This is a genomic window from Flavobacterium macacae, from assembly GCF_003865365.1.
In the GTDB taxonomy this organism is placed as follows: domain Bacteria; phylum Bacteroidota; class Bacteroidia; order Flavobacteriales; family Flavobacteriaceae; genus Flavobacterium; species Flavobacterium macacae.
In genome coordinates this window covers 67,712-87,328 of record NZ_RQVR01000003.1, presented here as the reverse complement: position 1 = coordinate 87,328, position 19,617 = coordinate 67,712, and the positions used below count along the sequence as shown (strand labels likewise).

General features: G+C 36.0%; 18 protein-coding genes. 6 read left to right on the top strand and 12 right to left on the bottom strand.

Annotation, left to right across the window (positions count from 1 at the left end):
- Nucleotides 1-2 precede the first annotated feature (2 nt).
- The gene (locus EG849_RS03735) at nucleotides 3-416 is read left to right on the top strand and encodes a thiol-disulfide oxidoreductase DCC family protein (RefSeq protein ID WP_125011887.1); all 414 of its coding nucleotides are present in this window, start codon (nucleotides 3-5) and stop codon (nucleotides 414-416) included.
- A 51-nt stretch (nucleotides 417-467) separates the two neighbouring features.
- Here the strand turns inward: EG849_RS03735 and EG849_RS03730 are convergent, their stop codons facing one another.
- Both EG849_RS03730 and aroC read right to left on the bottom strand, forming a co-directional pair.
- On the bottom strand, nucleotides 468-2,042 hold the full coding sequence (locus tag EG849_RS03730) for a T9SS-dependent choice-of-anchor J family protein (protein WP_125011746.1): 1,575 nt from the start codon (nucleotides 2,040-2,042) through the stop codon (nucleotides 468-470).
- An 85-nt stretch (nucleotides 2,043-2,127) separates the two neighbouring features.
- Entirely contained in the window at nucleotides 2,128-3,183 is a 1,056-nt protein-coding gene (gene aroC / locus EG849_RS03725; RefSeq protein ID WP_125011745.1) for a chorismate synthase, read from the bottom strand.
- A gap of 145 nt (nucleotides 3,184-3,328) precedes the next feature.
- On the opposite strand from aroC, the gene EG849_RS03720 reads away from it, so the two are divergent.
- Nucleotides 3,329-4,153 (top strand): UDP-2,3-diacylglucosamine diphosphatase, encoded by an 825-nt coding sequence (locus EG849_RS03720; RefSeq protein WP_125011744.1) that lies wholly within the window; start codon nucleotides 3,329-3,331, stop codon nucleotides 4,151-4,153.
- A gap of 104 nt (nucleotides 4,154-4,257) precedes the next feature.
- Complete coding sequence (locus EG849_RS03715; RefSeq protein WP_125011743.1) at nucleotides 4,258-4,761, top strand: hypothetical protein; 504 nt, start codon at nucleotides 4,258-4,260, stop codon at nucleotides 4,759-4,761.
- A gap of 70 nt (nucleotides 4,762-4,831) precedes the next feature.
- Here EG849_RS03715 and EG849_RS03710 read toward each other — a convergent pair whose 3' ends face one another.
- Nucleotides 4,832-5,290, bottom strand: a complete 459-nt coding sequence (locus tag EG849_RS03710; RefSeq protein WP_125011742.1) for a protease complex subunit PrcB family protein — start codon at nucleotides 5,288-5,290, stop codon at nucleotides 4,832-4,834.
- Nucleotides 5,287-6,426 carry an N-acetyl-alpha-D-glucosaminyl L-malate synthase BshA gene (bshA, locus tag EG849_RS03705; protein WP_125011741.1) on the bottom strand — a complete coding sequence of 380 codons (1,140 nt, stop codon included), beginning with the start codon at nucleotides 6,424-6,426 and terminating at the stop codon, nucleotides 5,287-5,289. Before bshA ends, EG849_RS03710 begins: the two co-directional genes overlap by 4 nt.
- Before the next feature lie 199 nt (nucleotides 6,427-6,625).
- Here bshA and EG849_RS03700 point away from each other — a divergent pair, with 199 nt between their 5' ends.
- Nucleotides 6,626-7,141 (top strand): hypothetical protein, encoded by a 516-nt coding sequence (locus EG849_RS03700; RefSeq protein WP_125011740.1) that lies wholly within the window; start codon nucleotides 6,626-6,628, stop codon nucleotides 7,139-7,141.
- Nucleotides 7,142-7,186: 45 nt separating this feature from the next.
- Here EG849_RS03700 and EG849_RS03695 read toward each other — a convergent pair whose 3' ends face one another.
- From EG849_RS03695 to EG849_RS03660, 8 genes are all read right to left on the bottom strand, one after another.
- Complete coding sequence (locus EG849_RS03695; RefSeq protein WP_125011739.1) at nucleotides 7,187-7,645, bottom strand: DUF1801 domain-containing protein; 459 nt, start codon at nucleotides 7,643-7,645, stop codon at nucleotides 7,187-7,189.
- Nucleotides 7,646-7,898: 253 nt separating this feature from the next.
- The gene (locus EG849_RS03690) at nucleotides 7,899-10,817 is read right to left on the bottom strand and encodes a glycoside hydrolase family 3 N-terminal domain-containing protein (RefSeq protein WP_125011738.1); all 2,919 of its coding nucleotides are present in this window, start codon (nucleotides 10,815-10,817) and stop codon (nucleotides 7,899-7,901) included.
- Between the two features lie 16 nt (nucleotides 10,818-10,833).
- Nucleotides 10,834-11,316: an ABC transporter ATPase gene (locus EG849_RS03685; protein WP_125011737.1), complete on the bottom strand. Its 483-nt coding sequence runs from the start codon at nucleotides 11,314-11,316 to the stop codon at nucleotides 10,834-10,836.
- Between the two features lie 53 nt (nucleotides 11,317-11,369).
- On the bottom strand, nucleotides 11,370-12,161 hold the full coding sequence (locus tag EG849_RS03680; RefSeq protein ID WP_125011736.1) for a (Fe-S)-binding protein: 792 nt from the start codon (nucleotides 12,159-12,161) through the stop codon (nucleotides 11,370-11,372).
- 84 nt (nucleotides 12,162-12,245) lie between these two features.
- The gene (locus EG849_RS03675) at nucleotides 12,246-12,692 is read right to left on the bottom strand and encodes an LNS2 domain-containing protein (RefSeq protein ID WP_125011735.1); all 447 of its coding nucleotides are present in this window, start codon (nucleotides 12,690-12,692) and stop codon (nucleotides 12,246-12,248) included.
- A gap of 50 nt (nucleotides 12,693-12,742) precedes the next feature.
- Nucleotides 12,743-14,071, bottom strand: coding sequence for a (Fe-S)-binding protein (locus EG849_RS03670; RefSeq protein ID WP_125011734.1), 1,329 nt, complete (start codon nucleotides 14,069-14,071; stop codon nucleotides 12,743-12,745).
- A 9-nt stretch (nucleotides 14,072-14,080) separates the two neighbouring features.
- Nucleotides 14,081-15,046 (bottom strand): MlaD family protein, encoded by a 966-nt coding sequence (locus tag EG849_RS03665; protein ID WP_125011733.1) that lies wholly within the window; start codon nucleotides 15,044-15,046, stop codon nucleotides 14,081-14,083.
- Nucleotides 15,047-15,100: 54 nt separating this feature from the next.
- Nucleotides 15,101-16,294, bottom strand: a complete 1,194-nt coding sequence (locus EG849_RS03660; protein WP_125011732.1) for an N-acetylmuramoyl-L-alanine amidase family protein — start codon at nucleotides 16,292-16,294, stop codon at nucleotides 15,101-15,103.
- 84 nt (nucleotides 16,295-16,378) lie between these two features.
- Between EG849_RS03660 and EG849_RS03655 the strand changes: the two genes are divergently transcribed.
- Together EG849_RS03655 and EG849_RS03650 are read left to right on the top strand one after the other, a co-directional pair.
- A complete protein-coding gene (locus EG849_RS03655) occupies nucleotides 16,379-19,129 on the top strand; it encodes a putative LPS assembly protein LptD (RefSeq protein ID WP_125011731.1) in 2,751 nt (916 codons plus the stop codon).
- A gap of 10 nt (nucleotides 19,130-19,139) precedes the next feature.
- A complete protein-coding gene (locus EG849_RS03650; RefSeq protein ID WP_125011730.1) occupies nucleotides 19,140-19,520 on the top strand; it encodes a RidA family protein in 381 nt (126 codons plus the stop codon).
- Nucleotides 19,521-19,617 lie beyond the last annotated feature (97 nt).

Here is a 19,617-nt window from a genome sequence, read left to right as displayed (position 1 = left end):
TGATGATGAACTTGCCCGAAAATAAAAAAACAATTCTGTTTGATGGAGTCTGTAATTTGTGCGATGCTTCCATTCAGTTTATTATCAAACACGATAAAAAGGATGTTTTTAGGTTTGTGGCTTTGCAATCGGAGCTGGGTTTAAAAATCATCAAACACATTGGCGTGGATCTTTCAAAAACAGATTCTATTATTCTGTATGAACCTGGAAATGCTTATTATTACAAAGCGGAAGCGGCTTTAAAAATCGCAAAGGAATTGGGAGGAATTCATTCCTTCATAAGTTGGTTTTCTGTTTTGCCAAAATCACTAACCAATTCTGTTTACGATTACATCGCTAAAAACAGGTACAAATGGTATGGAAAAAAAGACGCCTGCATGATACCAACACCAGAATTGAAAGCAAAATTCTTATAATAAAAAGCCAAACTTTTTAAAGTTTGGCTTTTAAATTTTATAGAAACTGAATTAATTTTTTACAATCTTTTTAGTAACGGAACCTTGATCAGAAGCAATGTTCATCATATAAACACCTGCTGCTAAATCAGAGATGTTGATTTGAGAAGTAGATTCTCCGTTTAATTTCAATGTTTTAACTGTTCTTCCGTTTAAATCAGAAATGTTAGCTGAAATTAAACTATAATTAGAATCTGTTGAAATGTTTACAAGTCCATTAGATGGATTCGGATAGACATTTAATGAATTAGTACTAAATTCTTTTGTGGATAACACTGAAGAAATAGCAAAAGTATCAAGAGCAAAAGATACAGTTGTAGCTTGAACTGGTGAAAAATGGTGGAAACCAAAATAATAAATACCAGTTGTTGTAGGTGTAAAACTAGCTGTGATTTGAGTCCAAGTGTTATTCGCTAAAGTTGACGAAGTGTAAACAACATTTGTATGATCTGCAATAATATTTGTGTTAGCAGTAGTTAATTTGAAACTCTGTGGAGGAATTGGAGCCGCACCGAAATTTCTTACATAAAAAGTGATTGTGTTTACTGAATTAGCTTCTAAACTAAATGGACGAGAAAATAACCATCTGTTTGTTGCGGCTGTAATAGAATTGTTAGAAAAAATCATTTGGGTACCTGCTTGTGGATTTCCAGCTGTAGCATTTGTAGACCAAGTTCCTGTCCAACCATCTGGTAAATAACCAGCTGCATTGTCAAAACCGTAACTGTATGGTGGAGCAACAGGAGTGAAAGCTGTAAGAATAGTTCCTAATTGTCCCCAAACTGAAGAACTTGTAGCAGAACATTTTGAACGTACATAAAAATAATACTTCGAACCAGGAGTTAATCCTGTTACTGGTGTAGTAACTACACCTGCTGCCACAGATAAATTCGCTGCCGTTGCACTTGTTGGAGCAACACCTGACGTAGAATAATAAATATCATATCCTTGAGCCGGTGCTGGTGTTGCAGCTGTCCAGGCAAGATTTAATGAAGTATTGGTCACGTTTGTAAATGTAAGTGCACTTGTTGGCTCAATACAAGACATTGTAGTTCCCACAACAACATTATCAATATCAAAAACAAATTGATCTGTAGTTTGACTATGAAAACCTACATAAATTGATTGACCTGCAAATGAGGCTAAATCAATGGTATATTTATAAAATGAAGTTCCTCCGGCTGGAGCAATTGTAGCAGCCAAAGTTGTTGTAAAAGCAGCTGCAGTTGCAGTAGTCATTGAAGCTTTTACAGAAATTGTCTCTGGAAAATTAGCATCTCTGCTTCTTCCCCAAAAAGTTAATTTATCTGAAACACCAGCAACAACGGCAATTTGAGGTGTTACTAAAAAATCATTATGCGCAGTAGTACCATAATTGATTGAAAACACATTCGTTCCATTTTGAGCACTAATACCAGCACTTGCAGCTAAATCTGTAATCACCCAAGTCTGCCCTGTATCACCTCCAGCAATAACTGACCAGCCAGCAGGAGTTGTAGTGCTTCCTTCAAAACTCTGTGAAAATTGTGCATTCGCAGAAATAAAAGTGCTTAATAAAAAGACACCTGAAAGTAAAGTTTTTTTCATATTAATATTATTTTAATTATTTACACGAATTTATGCTTATTTTCAATATATTAATTTTTTTATATGTTAAATTTTTAGCAGGATTTTACTTTTTCGCTAATAAAAAATAATCTGCAATTACTAATGCAGCCATAGCTTCCACAATTGGCACTGCTCTGGGAACAACACATGGGTCATGGCGACCTTTTCCTTGCATTTCTACTAAGTTTCCATAGGTGTTTAACGACTCTTGTTTTTGCATAATTGTGGCCACTGGTTTAAAAGCTACCCTAAAATAAATATCCATTCCGTTTGAAATACCGCCTTGGATGCCGCCGGAAAGATTTGATTTTGTAGTTCCGTCCGCGTTGTGCAAATCATTGTGTTCGCTTCCTTTCATTTTGGCGCCACAAAAACCGCTTCCGTATTCAAAACCTTTCACGGCATTGATTGAAAGCATAGCTTTTCCTAACTCCGCATGCAATTTATCAAAAACCGGTTCGCCTAAACCAATCGGTACATTTTGAATCACACACGTTACCGTTCCGCCAACAGTATCGCCTTCTTTCCTGATTTGTTTAATATAGTCTTCCATTTTTTGAGCCGAAGCTTCGTCTGGACAACGAACCGCATTGCTTTCTATTTTTGAAAAATCCAAATCTTGATACGGTTTGTCAATAAAAATTTCTCCTACGGAAGAAGTAAAGGCATTAATTTTTATATCCGGAATTACCTGTTTTGCAATCGCACCGGCCACTACTCTGCTGGCTGTTTCTCTTGCTGAACTTCTGCCGCCTCCGCGATAATCCCTGATTCCGTATTTTTTTTCATAAACATAATCAGCGTGGCTAGGTCGAAATGTATCTTTTATATGGGAGTAATCATCAGACTTTTGATTGGTATTCGGAATAATAAAACCAATTGGAGTGCCGGTTGTTTTTCCTTCAAAAATTCCGGATAAAAACTGCACTTCGTCGTTTTCTTTTCTTTGCGTGACTATAGAAGACTGTCCTGGTTTTCTACGTTGCATTTCATGTTGGATGGCTTCGAAATCCAACTCAATTCCTGGAGGACATCCGTCAATAATTCCGCCTAAAGCTTCGCCGTGAGATTCTCCAAAAGTGGTTACCTTAAATAGATTTCCAAAAGTATTTCCTGCCATTTTATTTCGATTTAAAGCAAATGTAAGGATTATGAATTACAAAATTCCTGCATTTCAAAAGGAATTAATCATCATAATTTAACCTTCAAATAAAAGTGAATTAATATTTGAAAACTTAATTTGTAAAACTTTAAATAACATCAAATTGAAAAAAAGAGCCGTAGAACTCGTAGTAATTTCAGATGTTCATCTTGGTACTTTTGGATGTCACGCAAAAGAACTGCATAATTATCTTTCTTCAATAAAGCCAAAGACGTTAATTTTAAACGGAGACATTGTGGACATCTGGCAATTCAGAAAATCGTATTTTCCAAAATCACATTTAAAAGTCATCCGAAAAATTATTGATTTTACTTCAAAGGGAACTCAAGTCTATTACATTACCGGAAATCACGATGAAATGTTACGCAAATTCAGCGATTCTCGTTTAGGTAATTTTTCTATTTTAGATAAATTGGTTCTTGATTTAGACGGAAAAAAAAGCTGGTTCTTCCACGGAGACATTTTTGATTCTTCGGTGCAACACGCCAAATGGATTGCCAAATTAGGCGGCATCGGGTATGATTATTTGATCCTTTTAAATCGATTTATTAACTGGTGTTTGATGAAATTAGGAAGGGAACCTTACTCCTTTTCTAAAAAAATTAAATCGAGCGTAAAAAAAGCAGTAAAATTTATTGGTGATTTTGAAGCTGCGGCAATTGACTTGGCTATTGAAAATAAATATGATTATGTCGTTTGCGGCCACATCCATGAACCTAAAATTTTAAGGCAGTCGAATAAAAAGGGAGAAACGCACTATTTGAATTCAGGCGATTGGGTAGAAAACCTGACTGCTTTAGAATACAATAAAAAACGATGGAAATTATACAGGCATGTTGCAAACATAGAAATTGTGGAAGAAGATTATCATGAAATGGAAACGCTTTTGACTGAAAACACTATGGTGAATTTTGTTTTAAATAAATAAACACCGCATATTTCTTGTAAAATTTTATGTTATAAAATTCATAATTTTAATTAGAATACTCGACTATATTATTACCTTGTAGTGAACTCTAAATAAAAACAATTATGAAAAAACTATTTTTATCAGCATTTATGCTAGCAGGAATGGCGTTTACAGCTCAATCACAAGAGATTGCAAAAAACGCTTTAGGATTAAGACTTGGTGACAACGACGGTTTTGGAGGAGAACTCTCTTACCAAAGAGGCTTGGGTGACAACAATCGTCTTGAACTTGATTTGGGATGGCGTGATTCAAAATATTATGATGCCATAAAACTAGTTGGGTTATACCAATGGGTTTGGAACATTGAAGGCGGTTTTAACTGGTATGCTGGTGTTGGTGGTGGTATTGGAACGTATGATTATGACAAACGTTATTATTTCCCAAACGATGATTATGATGACAGCGGAACATTTTTGTTAGTGGCTGGAGATATCGGAATCGAATATAAATTTGATTTCCCATTGCAATTATCTCTTGATTTTAGACCAGAATTGTATTTTGGTGATGATTTTAGAGATGACAATTTTGGTCCAGACATCGCTCTTGGTGCACGTTTTACATTCTAAAACAGACAAAATACTATACAGAAACATCCCGAGAATATCGGGATGTTTTTTTTTATAAACTGTGTTTTATTTATTCAAAAACAATATCTTTTGTAGCATTTATTTTTACAATCGTGTAGGGATTAGAAATTGCCATGGTTGCCATTCCTCCTGGTTTTGGAGCAGTTTCTTCCACAGAAACATATATCTTCCCTCCTTTTTCAACCACATTTTTCACTTTTATAGAATAACCTCCCGTATTTTTTTGTCCTAAAAACAAGGCCACAATTCTTTCTTTAGAAAAATCAATTTTCGGAACTTGCTCGTCATTTACGGATGCATATAATTTTGAAAGCCCCTCATTGTCTTTAATTATTTCAAAAGATCTGGCTTCCTTTCCTTGATAATCAGATTCACTTAAAATAGTATACAATTTCTCAGACGTTTTTTTCTGTTCTGTAACTGGTTTTTCAGCAGTTTCATTGGCTATTTTTGTGCTATCGCAAGAAAATAAAAGAAGGACAAACGGAACTAAAACTATCTTTTTCATAACAATATTTTTTTGTTTAATGCTTTTTCATAAACCGCTTCATAGAGCGGCAGTATGTTCAAGATATCAAATTGTTTGGCAACTCCTAACGCATTTTGCTTAAATTTATGTAATTCTTCATCTGAATTTAATATCGAAAGTGCATTTTTTGCCATTCCGTCAATATCTCCCACATCACTCAAATAACCCGAAACTCCTTCAAAATTAACTTCAGGAAGTCCTCCAGAGTTACTTGAAATTACAGGCACGCCGCAAGCCATCGCTTCTAACGCAGCCAAACCAAAACTCTCGGTTTGTGAGGGAAGCAAAAATAAATCAGTATAACACAGAATTTTGTCAATGTCATTGCTGTTGCCAAAGAAAATCACCTTGTCGCTGATCCCTAATTTTTCACAAAGCTTCTCCGCTTTTTCTTTTTCAGGTCCTTCGCCAACCATCATCAGCTTGGCAGGAATTTCTTTTTGGATTTTATCAAAGATTTTAACCACGTCAGGAATTCTTTTCACTTCCCTAAAATTACTGATGTGCGTGATAATGCGCTCTCCTTTTGAAGCCATCAAGGCTCTTTGGCAAGGCGCGTTTTCATCGATCCTGTTTTTATTGACTTCAATAAAATTTGGAATTACTTCAATATCCTTCTTGATATTAAAAAGCTTGTAGGTTTCGTCTTTTAAACTTTGAGAAACCGAAGTTACAATATCCGATTTATTGATACTGAACGTTACCGCCGGTTTGTAAAAAGGATGGCTTCCGACCAAGGTAATATCAGTTCCGTGCAACGTGGTCACCATCGGAATTCGTATTCCTTCATCTTTCAGCATTTTTTTTGCCATATAGCCTGCATAGGCGTGCGGAATGGCATAATGAACATGAAGCAATTCAATTTTGTGAAGTTTTACCATATCCACTAATTTGCTCGAAAGCGCCAATTCATAAGGCTGGAAATGAAACAGCGGATATTCAGGAACGTTAACTTCGTGGTAGTGGATATTGGGATTTAAAAGTGCCAGACGAACAGGTTGGCTATACGTGATAAAATGTATCTCGTGTCCTTTTTTGGCAAGCTCAAGGCCTAGTTCTGTGGCAACTACACCGCTTCCGCCAAAGGTGGGATAACATACGATTGCGATTTTCATAATGAAATATAAATTGTAGTACGAAAGTACTTAAAAAGAAAGGTTATTTTTTAATTTTAAACAAATTTAACGTCGGTAGGTTCAGCATAAAAAGAAGATATTTTATGAATTTAAGAATTAATTAGTAAGAAAAAAAATAGTATTTATAAAACCTATTGATTTTTTATCCATATTTGTGAACTAACCAAAACCACTTATTATGAAAAAATTATTTTTTGCATTTGCTGCAATGTCATTGTTGCTAACAGGCTGTTCCAGCGACGATTCAGATTCAGATCCAAATTCTGAGCCTACTAACATCATGATTGACAATGTACCTTTTAATCAATCAGGCGCCGTGGCTCCCTTTTTTAATGCTTCTACAATGTATCAGGCTGATTCAGAATCAAAAGTAAGAACATTTCAATTGGCAAGCCTGGGTACTGGCGCTTCTTCTTCTGAGCAACTAACATTGTCAGTTACCTATCCCGCCTCACAAACAAGCATCGATGGGACTTATTCTGTAGATTCTTTTGAAGATGTCAGCGCTGACGGAGGTTATATGAAAGGTGAAGAAGCATACTTCTTTGAAGAGGGAACTGTTACAGTAACTGATTTAGGAAATAACAAATATAAATTGCAGTTTAACAATGTAATTGCAGTGGAATTTGATGAAGTACTGCCTAATAAAACAATAACGGGTTCTTATCAAGGAAATTTCTCGTCAATGCAGTAAATAAAAAAAACTTTAAATTTTAAGCCAATGCACCCGCATTGGCTTTTATTTTTTATATAATTTTTCATAGGTTTCAATCCACTCTTCAACTGTGATTTTTGAAAGCAACGTTGCAATTAAATCATAGGGGATTTGGTCCATTTTTTTAAAACGGATGCAGCTTTTTCCCATATCTAATTTTTGCTTGGAATGGTTTGGATATTCTTTTACAAACCAATCCAATAGTTCTGGCTTGGCATAAATTCCCATATTGTAAAGGGCAATAAAATTTTTCTGGGATGCCAAACTGACAAAAGGCAACGGCATATTTTTTGGGTCGCAGTGGTAACCTGCCGCATAGGTGGCAAACGGAACAACATACGTCAACATTCCATAATACATTCCTTCTTCAAAACCTTTTGGTAAGCTTTCAAGAATTAGGTTTCTAAACTTTGCCATGGGTTCTTTTCTGTCTTCTGGAAGATTTTCAAGATATTCTTGTGGAGTTTTTGCTGTTGACTGCATCTTTTTTTTGTTTGGTTTTAGGGTTGGTATGACAAAGTTAACGGATTGAAAAGTAATTTCCTAAACTAACCCCGATTGGTGGCTGTAGCCTTTTTTTAATCCGTTTACGGTTAAAAAAAGCTACTGCAGAAAGCGGGAAAAGGGATTCCAAAAAATGCCTGAACATTCGTTTCAAAAAAAATTGCGTCTTAACGGCTTGCCGAGAATGAGGACTCGAAAAGGCGCTAAGACGCAAAATATAGCTTGATTTATTTTATTTTTCTATGGCGTCGTAAATGACTTTTTGGATGTTTTCGCGCACATTTTCTTTAGAAAGTGCGTTTGGCGCGTTTGAATCTGGGTAGGTCCTGTTTGACAAAAAGATGTACACCAGCTCTTTTTCTGGGTCCGCCCAAGCCATCGTGCCCGTGAAACCGGTATGACCAAAACTAGATTTTGAAACTCCAGGATATACTGAACCAATCGTTCCGGGAAGTTGCGGTTTGTCAAAACCAAGACCTCTTCGGTTGCCTTCTTTGTAAAAATAAGTTGTATTGAAAGCGTCAAAAGTGGCTGGTGAAAAGTACGTGATGCCTCCATAAGTTCCCTTGTTCAGGTACATCTGCATAATTTTGGCAAGGTCAATCGAGTTGGAAAAAATTCCGGCGTGACCGCCTACTCCATCTTGCATAGCGGCTGCCATGTCATGCACGTAACCTTGAACTGTAGAATATCTCCAATATTTATCTTCTTCGGTTGGCGGAATTACGCTCATATCAAACTTTCGCAACGGATTGTATGTCGTGCTGTTGGCACCTAATTTTTTGTAAAAGTTTTGTTCTGAAACGACATCTAATTTTTTTGCCGTCATTCTTTCCACGTATTCTTTCAAGATGATAAACGTAAAATCGCTGTATTTGTATTCCTTTTTCGGAAGCAATTTGCTTTCGGCAATGATTTTTACAATGGTGTCTTCATAGTCATTTCTCAAAAAAAGATTTTCAGAAACTTGCGACGTAAAGCCAGGCATCATCGTTTTTCTGTAATACTTTTCGCTTGGCACTTTTTGTTCGTCAAGTGTGGCTTGGTAAAACGGAATCCAAGCTTGAAGTCTTGCATAATGCGACAAAAGTTCTTTGAAAGTGATGTTCTTTTTGTCGGTATTATCAAAAATAGGAAGCATTGTTCCTAGTTTTGTTTCTAAAGTAACTTTCTTTTGGTCGTACAACTGCATCACGGCCGGCAAGGTCGAAACCATTTTTGTCAACGAAGCCACGTCATAAATATCTGAATTTTTCACTTTGGTCGCGTTCGTGTAATCGTGAGAACCGTAAGATCTTTGGAAAACTACTTTTCCTTTTCGGGCCACCAAAACCTGAATTCCAGGAGCCATGTTTCTTTGGATCGCATTTTTAGCAATCAAGTCGATTTTGTCTAAAACTCTAGCATTCATTCCCACATTTCCAGAAGCAGTGAATCCAAGACGATTGAGTTTTTTGGTTCTCAAGCCGTCATTGGTTTTAAAAGCAGTCCCGATAGAAACCGGAAGCTTGCCTTTTGCTCCGATAGCGCCAAAAATAAGCTGTGCCGAAACACTTTGCGCTACATCGCTATTTTGGTAAGATACAACCAAACCTTCAATATCGGCAAAATTGCTAATTGGGATCAAAGAATAAGGCTTCGTAAAAATGTCAAGAATAACTCTGTTGGTCTTTGAAATCTCTTGGATTTTCACAATTTCATCGACTGTAAGATCGTGCTTTTTCCAAGCGCCATCTGCTTTGTGGTAGCCAATGATTACGGTAGAATATCCTTTTAATTCTTCAATCAATTTCGGCAGGCTGTCATTAGAAACTTCGGTAACATCCGTATATTGTTTCAAAGTGCCAATAAAAGAACTATTGGAATCATCGCCTAATTTCACATAAGCAATCTTTTCGTTTTCAATATCTTTTATAGGAAGGATTTCCTGCTCATTTTTTAAAACCGTAACTGCATTTTCATACAATTCATATTGCAAAGCATCGGCTTCCATACTGTTGATATCATCGTATAAAAACGGAATGTCAATAGGCCTGTATTGGTTCAAACCAGCCAAATATTTGTATTTCAGGATCTTTTTCACCGATTTTTCCAACCTTGATTCAGGGATAACGGTATCTTGAATGGCAACACAGATTTTTTCTAAAGCCAACGGCACATTTTCTGCAAAAAGAAGAATGTCATTTCCGGCCAAAAAAGCTTCTAAATCAATATCTCCGGGAGATTTGAAATTAGTCGCACCTTTCATATTCAGGGCATCCGTAAAAATTAATCCGTTAAAATGAAGCTCTTTTTGAAGCACATTTGTAACTATGTTATACGATATGGAGGAAGGATAATTGTCGCGAGGTTCTAAACTTGGAACGTTCAAATGCGCCACCATCACACTCGCTAAACCTTCTTTAAAAAGTCTTTTGTAAGGATAAAACTCGGTGCTTTCTAATCTTTCTTTTGAAAAATTAACCAATGGAAGCGTGTAATGGGAATCTGTTGAAGTATCTCCGTGACCCGGAAAGTGTTTTCCAGTTGCATAAACACCTTGGTTTTGGATACCGCGCATTAATGCCGAAGCTCTTTCGGTCACATTAAATTTATCTTCCCCGAAAGAACGGTTTCCGATAATTGGATTTTTTGGATTCGTATTGATATCTAAAACCGGAGCAAAGTTAAAGTGAACTCCCACTCTACGGCTTTGTTTTCCATATTGTTCGCCTACTTTTTCAATCAGTTTCATATCTTGGATGGCTCCAAGAGTCATATTCCAAGGGTATTTGATAACAGAATCAAGACGCATTCCCAATCCCCATTCGGCGTCAATACCAATGAACAAAGGAACTTTAGATTTTTTTTGGTACCGGTTTGTTAATTTCGCCTGGCGCATTGGGCCACCTTGAAAAAAGATAACACCGCCAATGTGATTGCGTTCAATCAGCCGGTCAATAGAATTAACGTGAGTAGAATCTTTGTTAGAATAAGCGGCAACCATAAAAAGCTGTCCGATTTTTTCTTCCATCGTCATTTTATTATAGATGCTGTCGACCCACGCAATTTCCTTAGTCCTATCTATTTCTATAAAATTTGAATCAGGAACGCTAGACTGTGAAAATCCAGTCTGGCTGAAGAACAGCAGGCTAAAAATAAAATATCTCATCAATGTAAAATTTGTTTTAGAAAAAACGGCTATGCCAGCTTTCATTAGCTGGAACTTCCCAATATTCGTGCCATTCGCCAACAGTATTAACGAGATTGTTGAAGACAATAGTATTTCCAGAAACGGCTTTTTCTTTGGCCATTTTCTTAAATTCAATCAAAGGTTTGTGTGCAATGTGCTCTCCTAATTTGAAAGTAACATTCATTTTATCCAATAAATCTACGCTATATTTTTGTTCTAAATCTTGAATAAACTGCACCGAACTATCAATAGAACAGCCTGTTGCATTTTGAACTTCTTGATTTACGGCTAAAATTATAAAACGATTGTATTTTAATTGATAGGAAGCCTCAAGACCGGTTCCGTGAGCGGCCCAACTTTCAACAAAAGCTTTCAGATCCGTCTCGATTTCAGCCATTTCTTCATCTGAAAATTTTCTATTTGATTGATAAATCCAGATTTTTGATTCGTCTGGCAAATTTTCAAAAGGAATATACATAATACTATTAGATTATAATTTTTAATTTAGGAGGTCCACTCCTTTTCCTGAATTTACAGGTCTTTTGCATTTGCAATAAGCTCAGCGATATCCATCACTTTCACTTGTGCTTCTTTTTCTTTGTTTTTTACACCGTCTGTAAGCATCGTGTTGCAGAAAGGACAGCCCGCCGCAATAATATCTGGCGCCGTTTCTAAAGCGTCTTCCGTTCTTTCAACATTCACTTCTTTATTTCCGGGTTCGGCATCTTTAAACATCTGCGCGCCACCCGCGCCACAGCATAAACCGTTTGCTTTTGAGCGTTTCATTTCGACCAATTCCACGTCTAATTTTTCAATTAAGTCTCTTGGCGCTTCGTAAATTTTATTGGCTCTTCCAAGATAACACGGATCGTGGAAAGTGATTCTTTTTCCTTTAAATTGGCCGCCTTCAATAGTCAATCTTCCTTCATCTAGAAGTGATTTCAAAAATTGCGTGTGATGCACCACTTCATAGTTTCCGCCTAATTCTGGATACTCATTTTTAAGCGTATTGAAACAATGCGGACAAGCCGTCACGATTTTTTTAGCTTCATAAGCATTCAAAACCTCAATGTTCATCATGGCTTGCATCTGGAAAAGAAATTCGTTTCCAGCGCGCTTTGCAGGATCGCCTGTACAGCTTTCTTCTGCACCAAGAACTGCAAAAGAAACCCCGGCCCTGTTTAAAATCTTAACAAAAGCTTTCGTGATTTTTTTTGCTCTATCGTCAAAACTTCCGGCACAACCTACCCAGAATAATACTTCGGGTTGCTTTCCTTCGGCTAACATTTCGGCCATTGTTGGCACAGATAAAACTTCTGACATATATTTTTTGATTGTTAGATTTTTAGACAATTCGATTTTTAAATCTTTATAAATTCATAAAAATCGAATTGTTTGCTTATCAATTTATTCGTGTTTTCCGTCGTCAAAAACTTGGATGGTAACTTCTTTATCCACTAAGTCTGTAAATTGCCCTCTGTAACGGGTCGCTTTTACCAAGTGGTTGTCAATCCAGTGGTAATTTCCTCCACGAGGCTTGCCCATCACCATTCCGTGGTATTTGAAACCGTGCAGTTTCAACCATTGTTCCGTAACATCACGGTGGGCTTCAGTTCTTGACGTAAAGAAAAATATAACGTGTCCTTCGTCATACCAGCGGTTTAAGGTTGCCAATGCATCTGGATATACTTCGGCGGTAGCCATTCTTTCAGGCTCTTCATTTGGAATATCATCACAGATTGTTCCATCAATGTCGATCAGATAATTTTTAATTCCTTCGGGAAGTATCGGACTGATTGCCTCTCCGTTTTCAGAAATAGCCAATAAGTTTTTGTCGATGTCTTCAGTTTTCATTCTATTTTAATTTAGTGTGTTGAGGGGTAAGTTTAATGCAGGGTTTGGAATTAATTTTCGTTTTTCCAATTTAAACGGTCTTGCTGGCTGTATTGCCATGGTGCGCCGTTGTTTTCTACATTAGTCATCATTGCATTTAAAGACATTGGCGCGGCACTTTGTTCCATCACTAAGTAACGACGCATATCCATAATAATAGATAACGGACTGATATTTACGGGACATTCTTCAACGCAAGCATTACAGCTTGTGCACGCCCAAAGTTCTTCTGGAGTAATGTAATCGTTTAATAAGGTTTTATTATCGGGTACAAAAACACCTTTATTGGCATCCATATTTTTTCCTACTTCTTCCATCCTATCACGGGTATCCATCATGATTTTTCGAGGAGAAAGTTTTTTTCCTGTAATATTTGCTGGACAGGCAGACGTACAACGGCCACATTCTGTACACGTGTAAGCATTTAATAATTGTACCCAATTTAAATCTTGAACATCGCTTGCTCCAAATTTTGTTGGTGCTGCATCTGCATCAGGCGCTGGCGCCGCAAACGGATCAGCGTTTGGATCCATCATCAGTTTTACTTCCTTAGTAACTGATTCAAGATTATCAAACTTACCCTTTGGATTCAAATCGGCAAAGTAAGTGTTTGGGAAAGCTAAAAGAATGTGCAAGTGTTTTGAATAATACAAGTAATTCATAAACACTAAAATTCCGGCAATATGAAGCCACCAAAATGCTCTTTCAAAGATGATAAGCGTTCCAACTGACATGGATTCAAATAATGGCGCAATAAATTGGCTGATTGGAAAAGCACCTGCTTTGGTATAATGTGGCGCATCTTTCATTTGCAAAGCCAAGTCAGAACCATTTAAAAACAAGAACAGCAACATCAATACGATTTCAAAATATAGAATATAATTGGCATCACTTTTTGGCCAGCCTTTCAAGTCATTGTGAATAAATCTTTTTAATTTGATGATATTTCTTCTGGTCAAAAAAGCAAGAACCGCCACAAGAACTAAAAACGCCAGAATTTCAAAAGAACCAATTAACACGTCATAAAATCCGCCCATAAAAGCGAAAACACGGTGCGTTCCGAAAAGGCCATCGATGATGATTTCTAAAAGTTCAATATTGATAATAACAAAACCTACATAAACAATAATATGCAGAATTCCAGCAACGGGACGCTTGACCATTTTTGATTGGCCCAAAGCAATCATTGCCATATTTGCCCAACGTTCTTTTGGGTTGTCAGAACGGTTTACGTCTTGACCCAACTTAATATTGCGGATTAGTTTTTTTACATTTAAAGCAAAATATCCGAAGCCTAAACCAAGTAATATGGCAAATAAAATATTGTCTATGTAGCTCATCAGGCTTTTTTATTTAATAGTATCTTTAACCTTTTCGTCTTCTTTTGGTGCAACATACGGCTTTGGTTTTTTACCAAAAACTGAAAAATGCACGTAACGTTTCGGATTTTCTTTTAAATCTCGCACCAGCTGTTTCATTTCTAATGAAGCGGCTTCTAAATTATCATACATTCCTTCATCTTTAAGCAATTTACCTAAAGAACCTTTTCCTGACTGAACATCATTAACGATTTTATCTACATTGGTCAATGCTTTGTCTAATTTTTTCATTGCGGCACCGATATTGGCATTGTTCAATGAATCAGAAAGTTGCGAAAAATTGGCAGTCGCTTTATCTAAATTCGTAAAAGTACCGTCTAATTTTGTTTTGTTGTCCGCAATCAGGCCATTTACTCCTTTTGCAGCGGCACTAAATTCTTTCATCGTTACAGCTAATTCAGCAATCGATTTTCTAAGATTTTCTTGTGTATTTCTATCAAAGACATTGTTTAAAGCCATCAATAGACTATCAGCAGTAACTACGGTTTTTTCAACTTTAGTTTGAAGTGGCGATAGCTTGTCTCCAATATTTGAAAGCATCCCTGGTTTTACATTTGTAGAAAGTTGCTGTCCATCCACTGCCTCCACTGTATTTTTAAAATCTGGAATTAAGGCGATACTCTTTCCGCCCAATAATCCTGGCTCATAAATGGTAGCAATTGTGGTCTTTGATATTGGAAAATCAGTTTTTACTTGAATTTCTACCAATAGTTTTCCATCGTCGTGAAGCGTGATGCTGGTCACCTTTCCTACGGCAAGACCATTGATTGTTACGGGAGCTGATGGTGCAAGACCTTCAACTTCGTCGTAAACGGCATAAAATGTTTTGTAATTATTAAAAAGGTCTGTTCCTTTTAAGAAACTATATCCCCAAATAAATAATAAAATTGAGGAAATGACAAGAATCGCGGTTTTAATTTCTCTAGATATTTTCAAAGCTTGGTGTTTTTAAACAAATTTAAGTAATAAAATCAAAAAGATTTCACAAAATTATTTTAATGCTTCCTGCAAAGTGACTTTTTTTCCATTTTTAAATGCAATTAAGTAAGCAGTAGTGAATCCTTTTGCTTTGGCTTCTGCTAATTGCTGTTTTGCGGTTTCATAATTATCTGAAGAACCATACATGTATTTATATAAATTTCCTTCTGAAATTACAGATACATTTTTTAATCCCTTAAAATTACCTGGTGTCAAATCTAATTTTGTACCACTTGCAGAAATCTGCACTTTAAACAAAATGCCTTTTGAATTGGCTTCAATCTTAACTTCAGGCTTTTTTTCTTCTGGTTTTTTAGATTCAGTCGTTTTTGCAGCAACCGTTTTTGACGTATCCTGTTTTGCAGGAATTACAACTTCCTTAGGTTTTTCAACACGCAATGCTTCTTTATCAATTCTGTTTTCGATAGAAGTACCGCCAAAATATTCTTTCTTATAATTCATAATAGCATCCGCAATTGACTTTGCAATTTCATTTTGCCCTTCTTCTGAATTTAAGTAAGCGCCTTCATTTTTGTTCGAAATAAATCCCATTTCAATCAAGACACTAGGCATTGCCGTTTTGTGCAAAACCATAAACGGAGCTTGCTTCACGCCTCTGCTTTTTCTATTCAATTGCATTTTAAAATTATCTTGGATCACACTGGCAACAGACATACTTTGAAGCAGATTCTCTTCTTGAATTAAAGTAATTCCTATTAGTGACTCTGGAGATTTTGGATCATAACCTGCATATTTCAACTTATAATCTGGCTCTAACGTAATTACCTCATTCTCCGTTTTTGCAACTTGAAGATTCGATTTCGTTTTGGTAAGACCCATTACATACGTTTCTGTGCCGAAAGCTTCCGAATTGTCATTTGAATTACAGTGAATCGAAACAAATAAATCTGATTTGGCATGATTTGCAATATTTGCTCTTTCAACCAATTCAATAAAGACATCTGAATTTCTAGTGTAAATTACATCTACTTTTGGTTGTTTCTCCAAAAGCTTTCCTACCTTTAATGAAACAGCAAGGGCGATGTTTTTTTCTACGAAATTATTTTTGATAGCACCATAGTCTTTTGCGCCGTGACCTGCATCAAGAGTTACTTTAAAATTATTACCCGATTGGCTGAAAGCAGAAATTGAAAGAAAACAGGCGAATAAAGCGAATGATTGTTTATATTTAGTGGGTATGTCCATATTTTGTTAAAGTTAAAATTTAATAAAATTCCTATGGTTATAATTTTGTTATTTCCTTATTTTTGATAAAAAATATATGTAAGTTTGGCACGTCAAAAAGTGAGCCATATTTTTACAAAAATAGTATTTAAACCTTTGCGTACAAACTTATTTCATATCGTTTTATCAGCAATTTTCCTAACAATAGGAAGTGCACCGCTTTATTCTCAAGAAGGAAGAACCAAAACAATCACAGTACCTGTTGAAAAACAGGTTATTACACCCAATGACACCGTATCAAAAACGATCGGTATGGAGGATCTTGTTACTCCTCAAGACTCTACAAAACTAGATTCGGTAAAACCTAAAAAAAAATCTATTGAAGGAATTGTAAGACGTAAAGCGGTGGATTATGAAAAGATGGATCAGAAGAAGAAACTTTTGACATTATACAATCAAGCCGAACTTTATTACCAAGATTTTGAATTAAAAGCAGGAATAATCGTGATGGATTATTCAAAAAATGAAGTCTATGCGGGCCGCATAAAAGATTCTTCAGGTAACTACACCCAAAGACCTGTATTTAAACAAGGTAGTAACATTATAGAACCTGATTCTATTCGTTTCAATACGGTTACAAAAAAGGCTTTAGTTTGGAATTCTAGAACCAAACAAAATGATATGAATATCATTGCCGAAAAAACTAAAAAAATCAACGATTCGGTCTATTATATGGCCAAAGCCAAATTGACAACTTCAAAAGATATTGACAATCCTGAATATTATTTTTATGTTAGAAAACTTAAATTTGTTCCGGGAAAAAAAGTAGTTGTTGGTTTAACAAATCTTGTAATTGCTGACGTTCCAACCCCACTTGGAGTTCCTTTTGCCTTCTTTCCGATGTCTGACAAAGGTACCTCTGGACTAATATTGCCATCACCCAGTGATTCAAATAGACAAGGATTTTCTTTACAAAATGGTGGACTGTATTTGGCTCTGTCAGATAATTATGACTTAGCAATTCTTGGAGATTATTATACAAACGGAAGTTATGCCATGCGCTTTGAATCCAGCTATGCGGCGCGATACAAATATAGAGGAAATGTAAACGTTCGTTTTGAAAATCAAATTCAAAGCGAAAGAGGCTTTCCTGATTATGCAAAATCATCGCAATATAACATTCAATGGACACATTCTCAGGATGCTAAAGCCAATCCGAATTCAAGATTTTCAGCCTCTGTGAATTTAGGAAGTAGCCGTTACTACCAACAAACAATGAATCAAGCCAATATTGGAGCTGCGTTAAATAACACATTGAGTTCTTCTATTTCGTATTCAAAAACGTTTAATACAGTGCCTCAAGTGAATATGTCTATCACAGCAACACATTCACAGAATACGCAGACACAGACTATCAATATGACGTTACCCACTTTTCAAGGTAGCGTTGACCGAATTTATCCTTTTGCATCGGATGATGAACCCAAAAAAGGATTTATCAAAAACATCAATTTCCAATACAACCTGAATGCAAAAAATGACATTCAAACCAATGATTCTTTATTTTTCAAACCTCAAATGTTTAGAGATGCAAGAATTGGAATGCAGCACTCTATTCCAATTGCAACCAATTTCAAAATTTTTAAACACTTCAGTGTTAGTACCGGAGCAAATTATGAAGAAATTTGGACCATGAAAACAATTGATAAAAAATACAATATAACAGATCAAAAGTTAGATACGATTAACAATAATGGTTTTGATGCTTTTAGAACGTATAGTGTAAATGCTTCTATTGGAACAACTATTTACGGAACATTTAATTTTGGAGAAGGTAAAAAAATCCAAGCAATCAGACATTTGATTAAACCAAATGTAAGTTATTCTTACCGTCCAAGTTTTGAAAAGTACTATGATACTTATGATCCTGACGGAAGTGGAACGATGCTAAAAGATTATACTCGTTTTGAAGGCGGAATTTATGGAGTTCCAGGAAAAAACATGTCAAACATTGTGAGCTTCTCGTTAAACAATACTTTTGAAGCAAAGGTTACAGACAAAGACAGTACCGCAACAGAGCCGAGAAAAGTAATGCTTTTGAACAGCTTGAATTTTGATACTTCTTATAATTTAAATGCAGATTCGTTAAAATTGCAACCTATTAGAGTTAGTGCCGGAACAAATCTTTTTAAAGACAAGATGAATGTGAATTTTGGAGCTACTTTAAATCCGTATGCTCTAGATAACGCAAACAGAACTATCGATAAATGGAATATTGACAATGGCGGAAGTTTATTCAGAATGACCAGCGCCAACTTGACGATCAATTATTCTTTTTCAAGTTCAGACGGAGCAAATAAAAAAGACCAATCTGATCCTTTGAAAAACCAAAGTTTAAGAAATGGTGGCCGCGAAGATGATTTATTTGGTACTGCACGAGACATTGGCGACAACAGAACAAGTCAATTTAATGATGAAGACATTGAGGAAGCAGAGAAAAAAACAGGAATGTATAGTGCCGCAATTCCTTGGGACATTCGCCTTGCCTACTCTTTGACTTATGGAAATGATAGGCGCCAAAACACGATTACAAACAATTCAATAATGGTTTCTGGAAATGTTGATTTGACACCGCGTTGGAAAGTGGGTGTATCAACCGGATATGACTTTGTTCAAAACGGTGTAACCTTTACACAACTTCGTTTTGAAAGAGATTTATTAAGCTGGAGAATGGATTTCAACTGGGTTCCGATTGGAGATTATACTTCTTGGGGATTCTTTATCGGAATCAAATCTTCGATCCTGAGCGACATCAAATGGGACAAGAGAAATCAACCGGATAGAACTTTACGTTAATACAATTACTATGAAAAAAATAATTTTTACAGATAAAGCACCAACACCAATTGGACCTTACAACCAAGCCGTTGCTTTTGGAAACACCCTTTTTACTTCAGGACAAATTGCATTAGATCCTAAAACTGGGGAATTGGTTCTGGACGATATTGAAACCGAAACCAAGCAGGTAATGGAAAACATGAAAGCAGTTCTTGAAGAAGCTGGAATGACGTTTGAAAACGTAATTAAGACTTCTATCTTTATTATGGACATGAACAACTTTGCAAGGATAAATACCGTTTACGGAAGCTATTTTGACGAAAAAACGGCTCCTGCCAGAGAAACGGTTCAAGTAGCCGGATTGCCAAAAAATGTGAATGTAGAAATTTCTATGATTGCTATGAAATAATCCAAATTTTTGAATCTATAAAAAAGGCTTTATCAATTGATAAAGCCTTTTTTATTAAATGTTATTTTAAAAAATTGGACATAAAAAACCTGCCAAA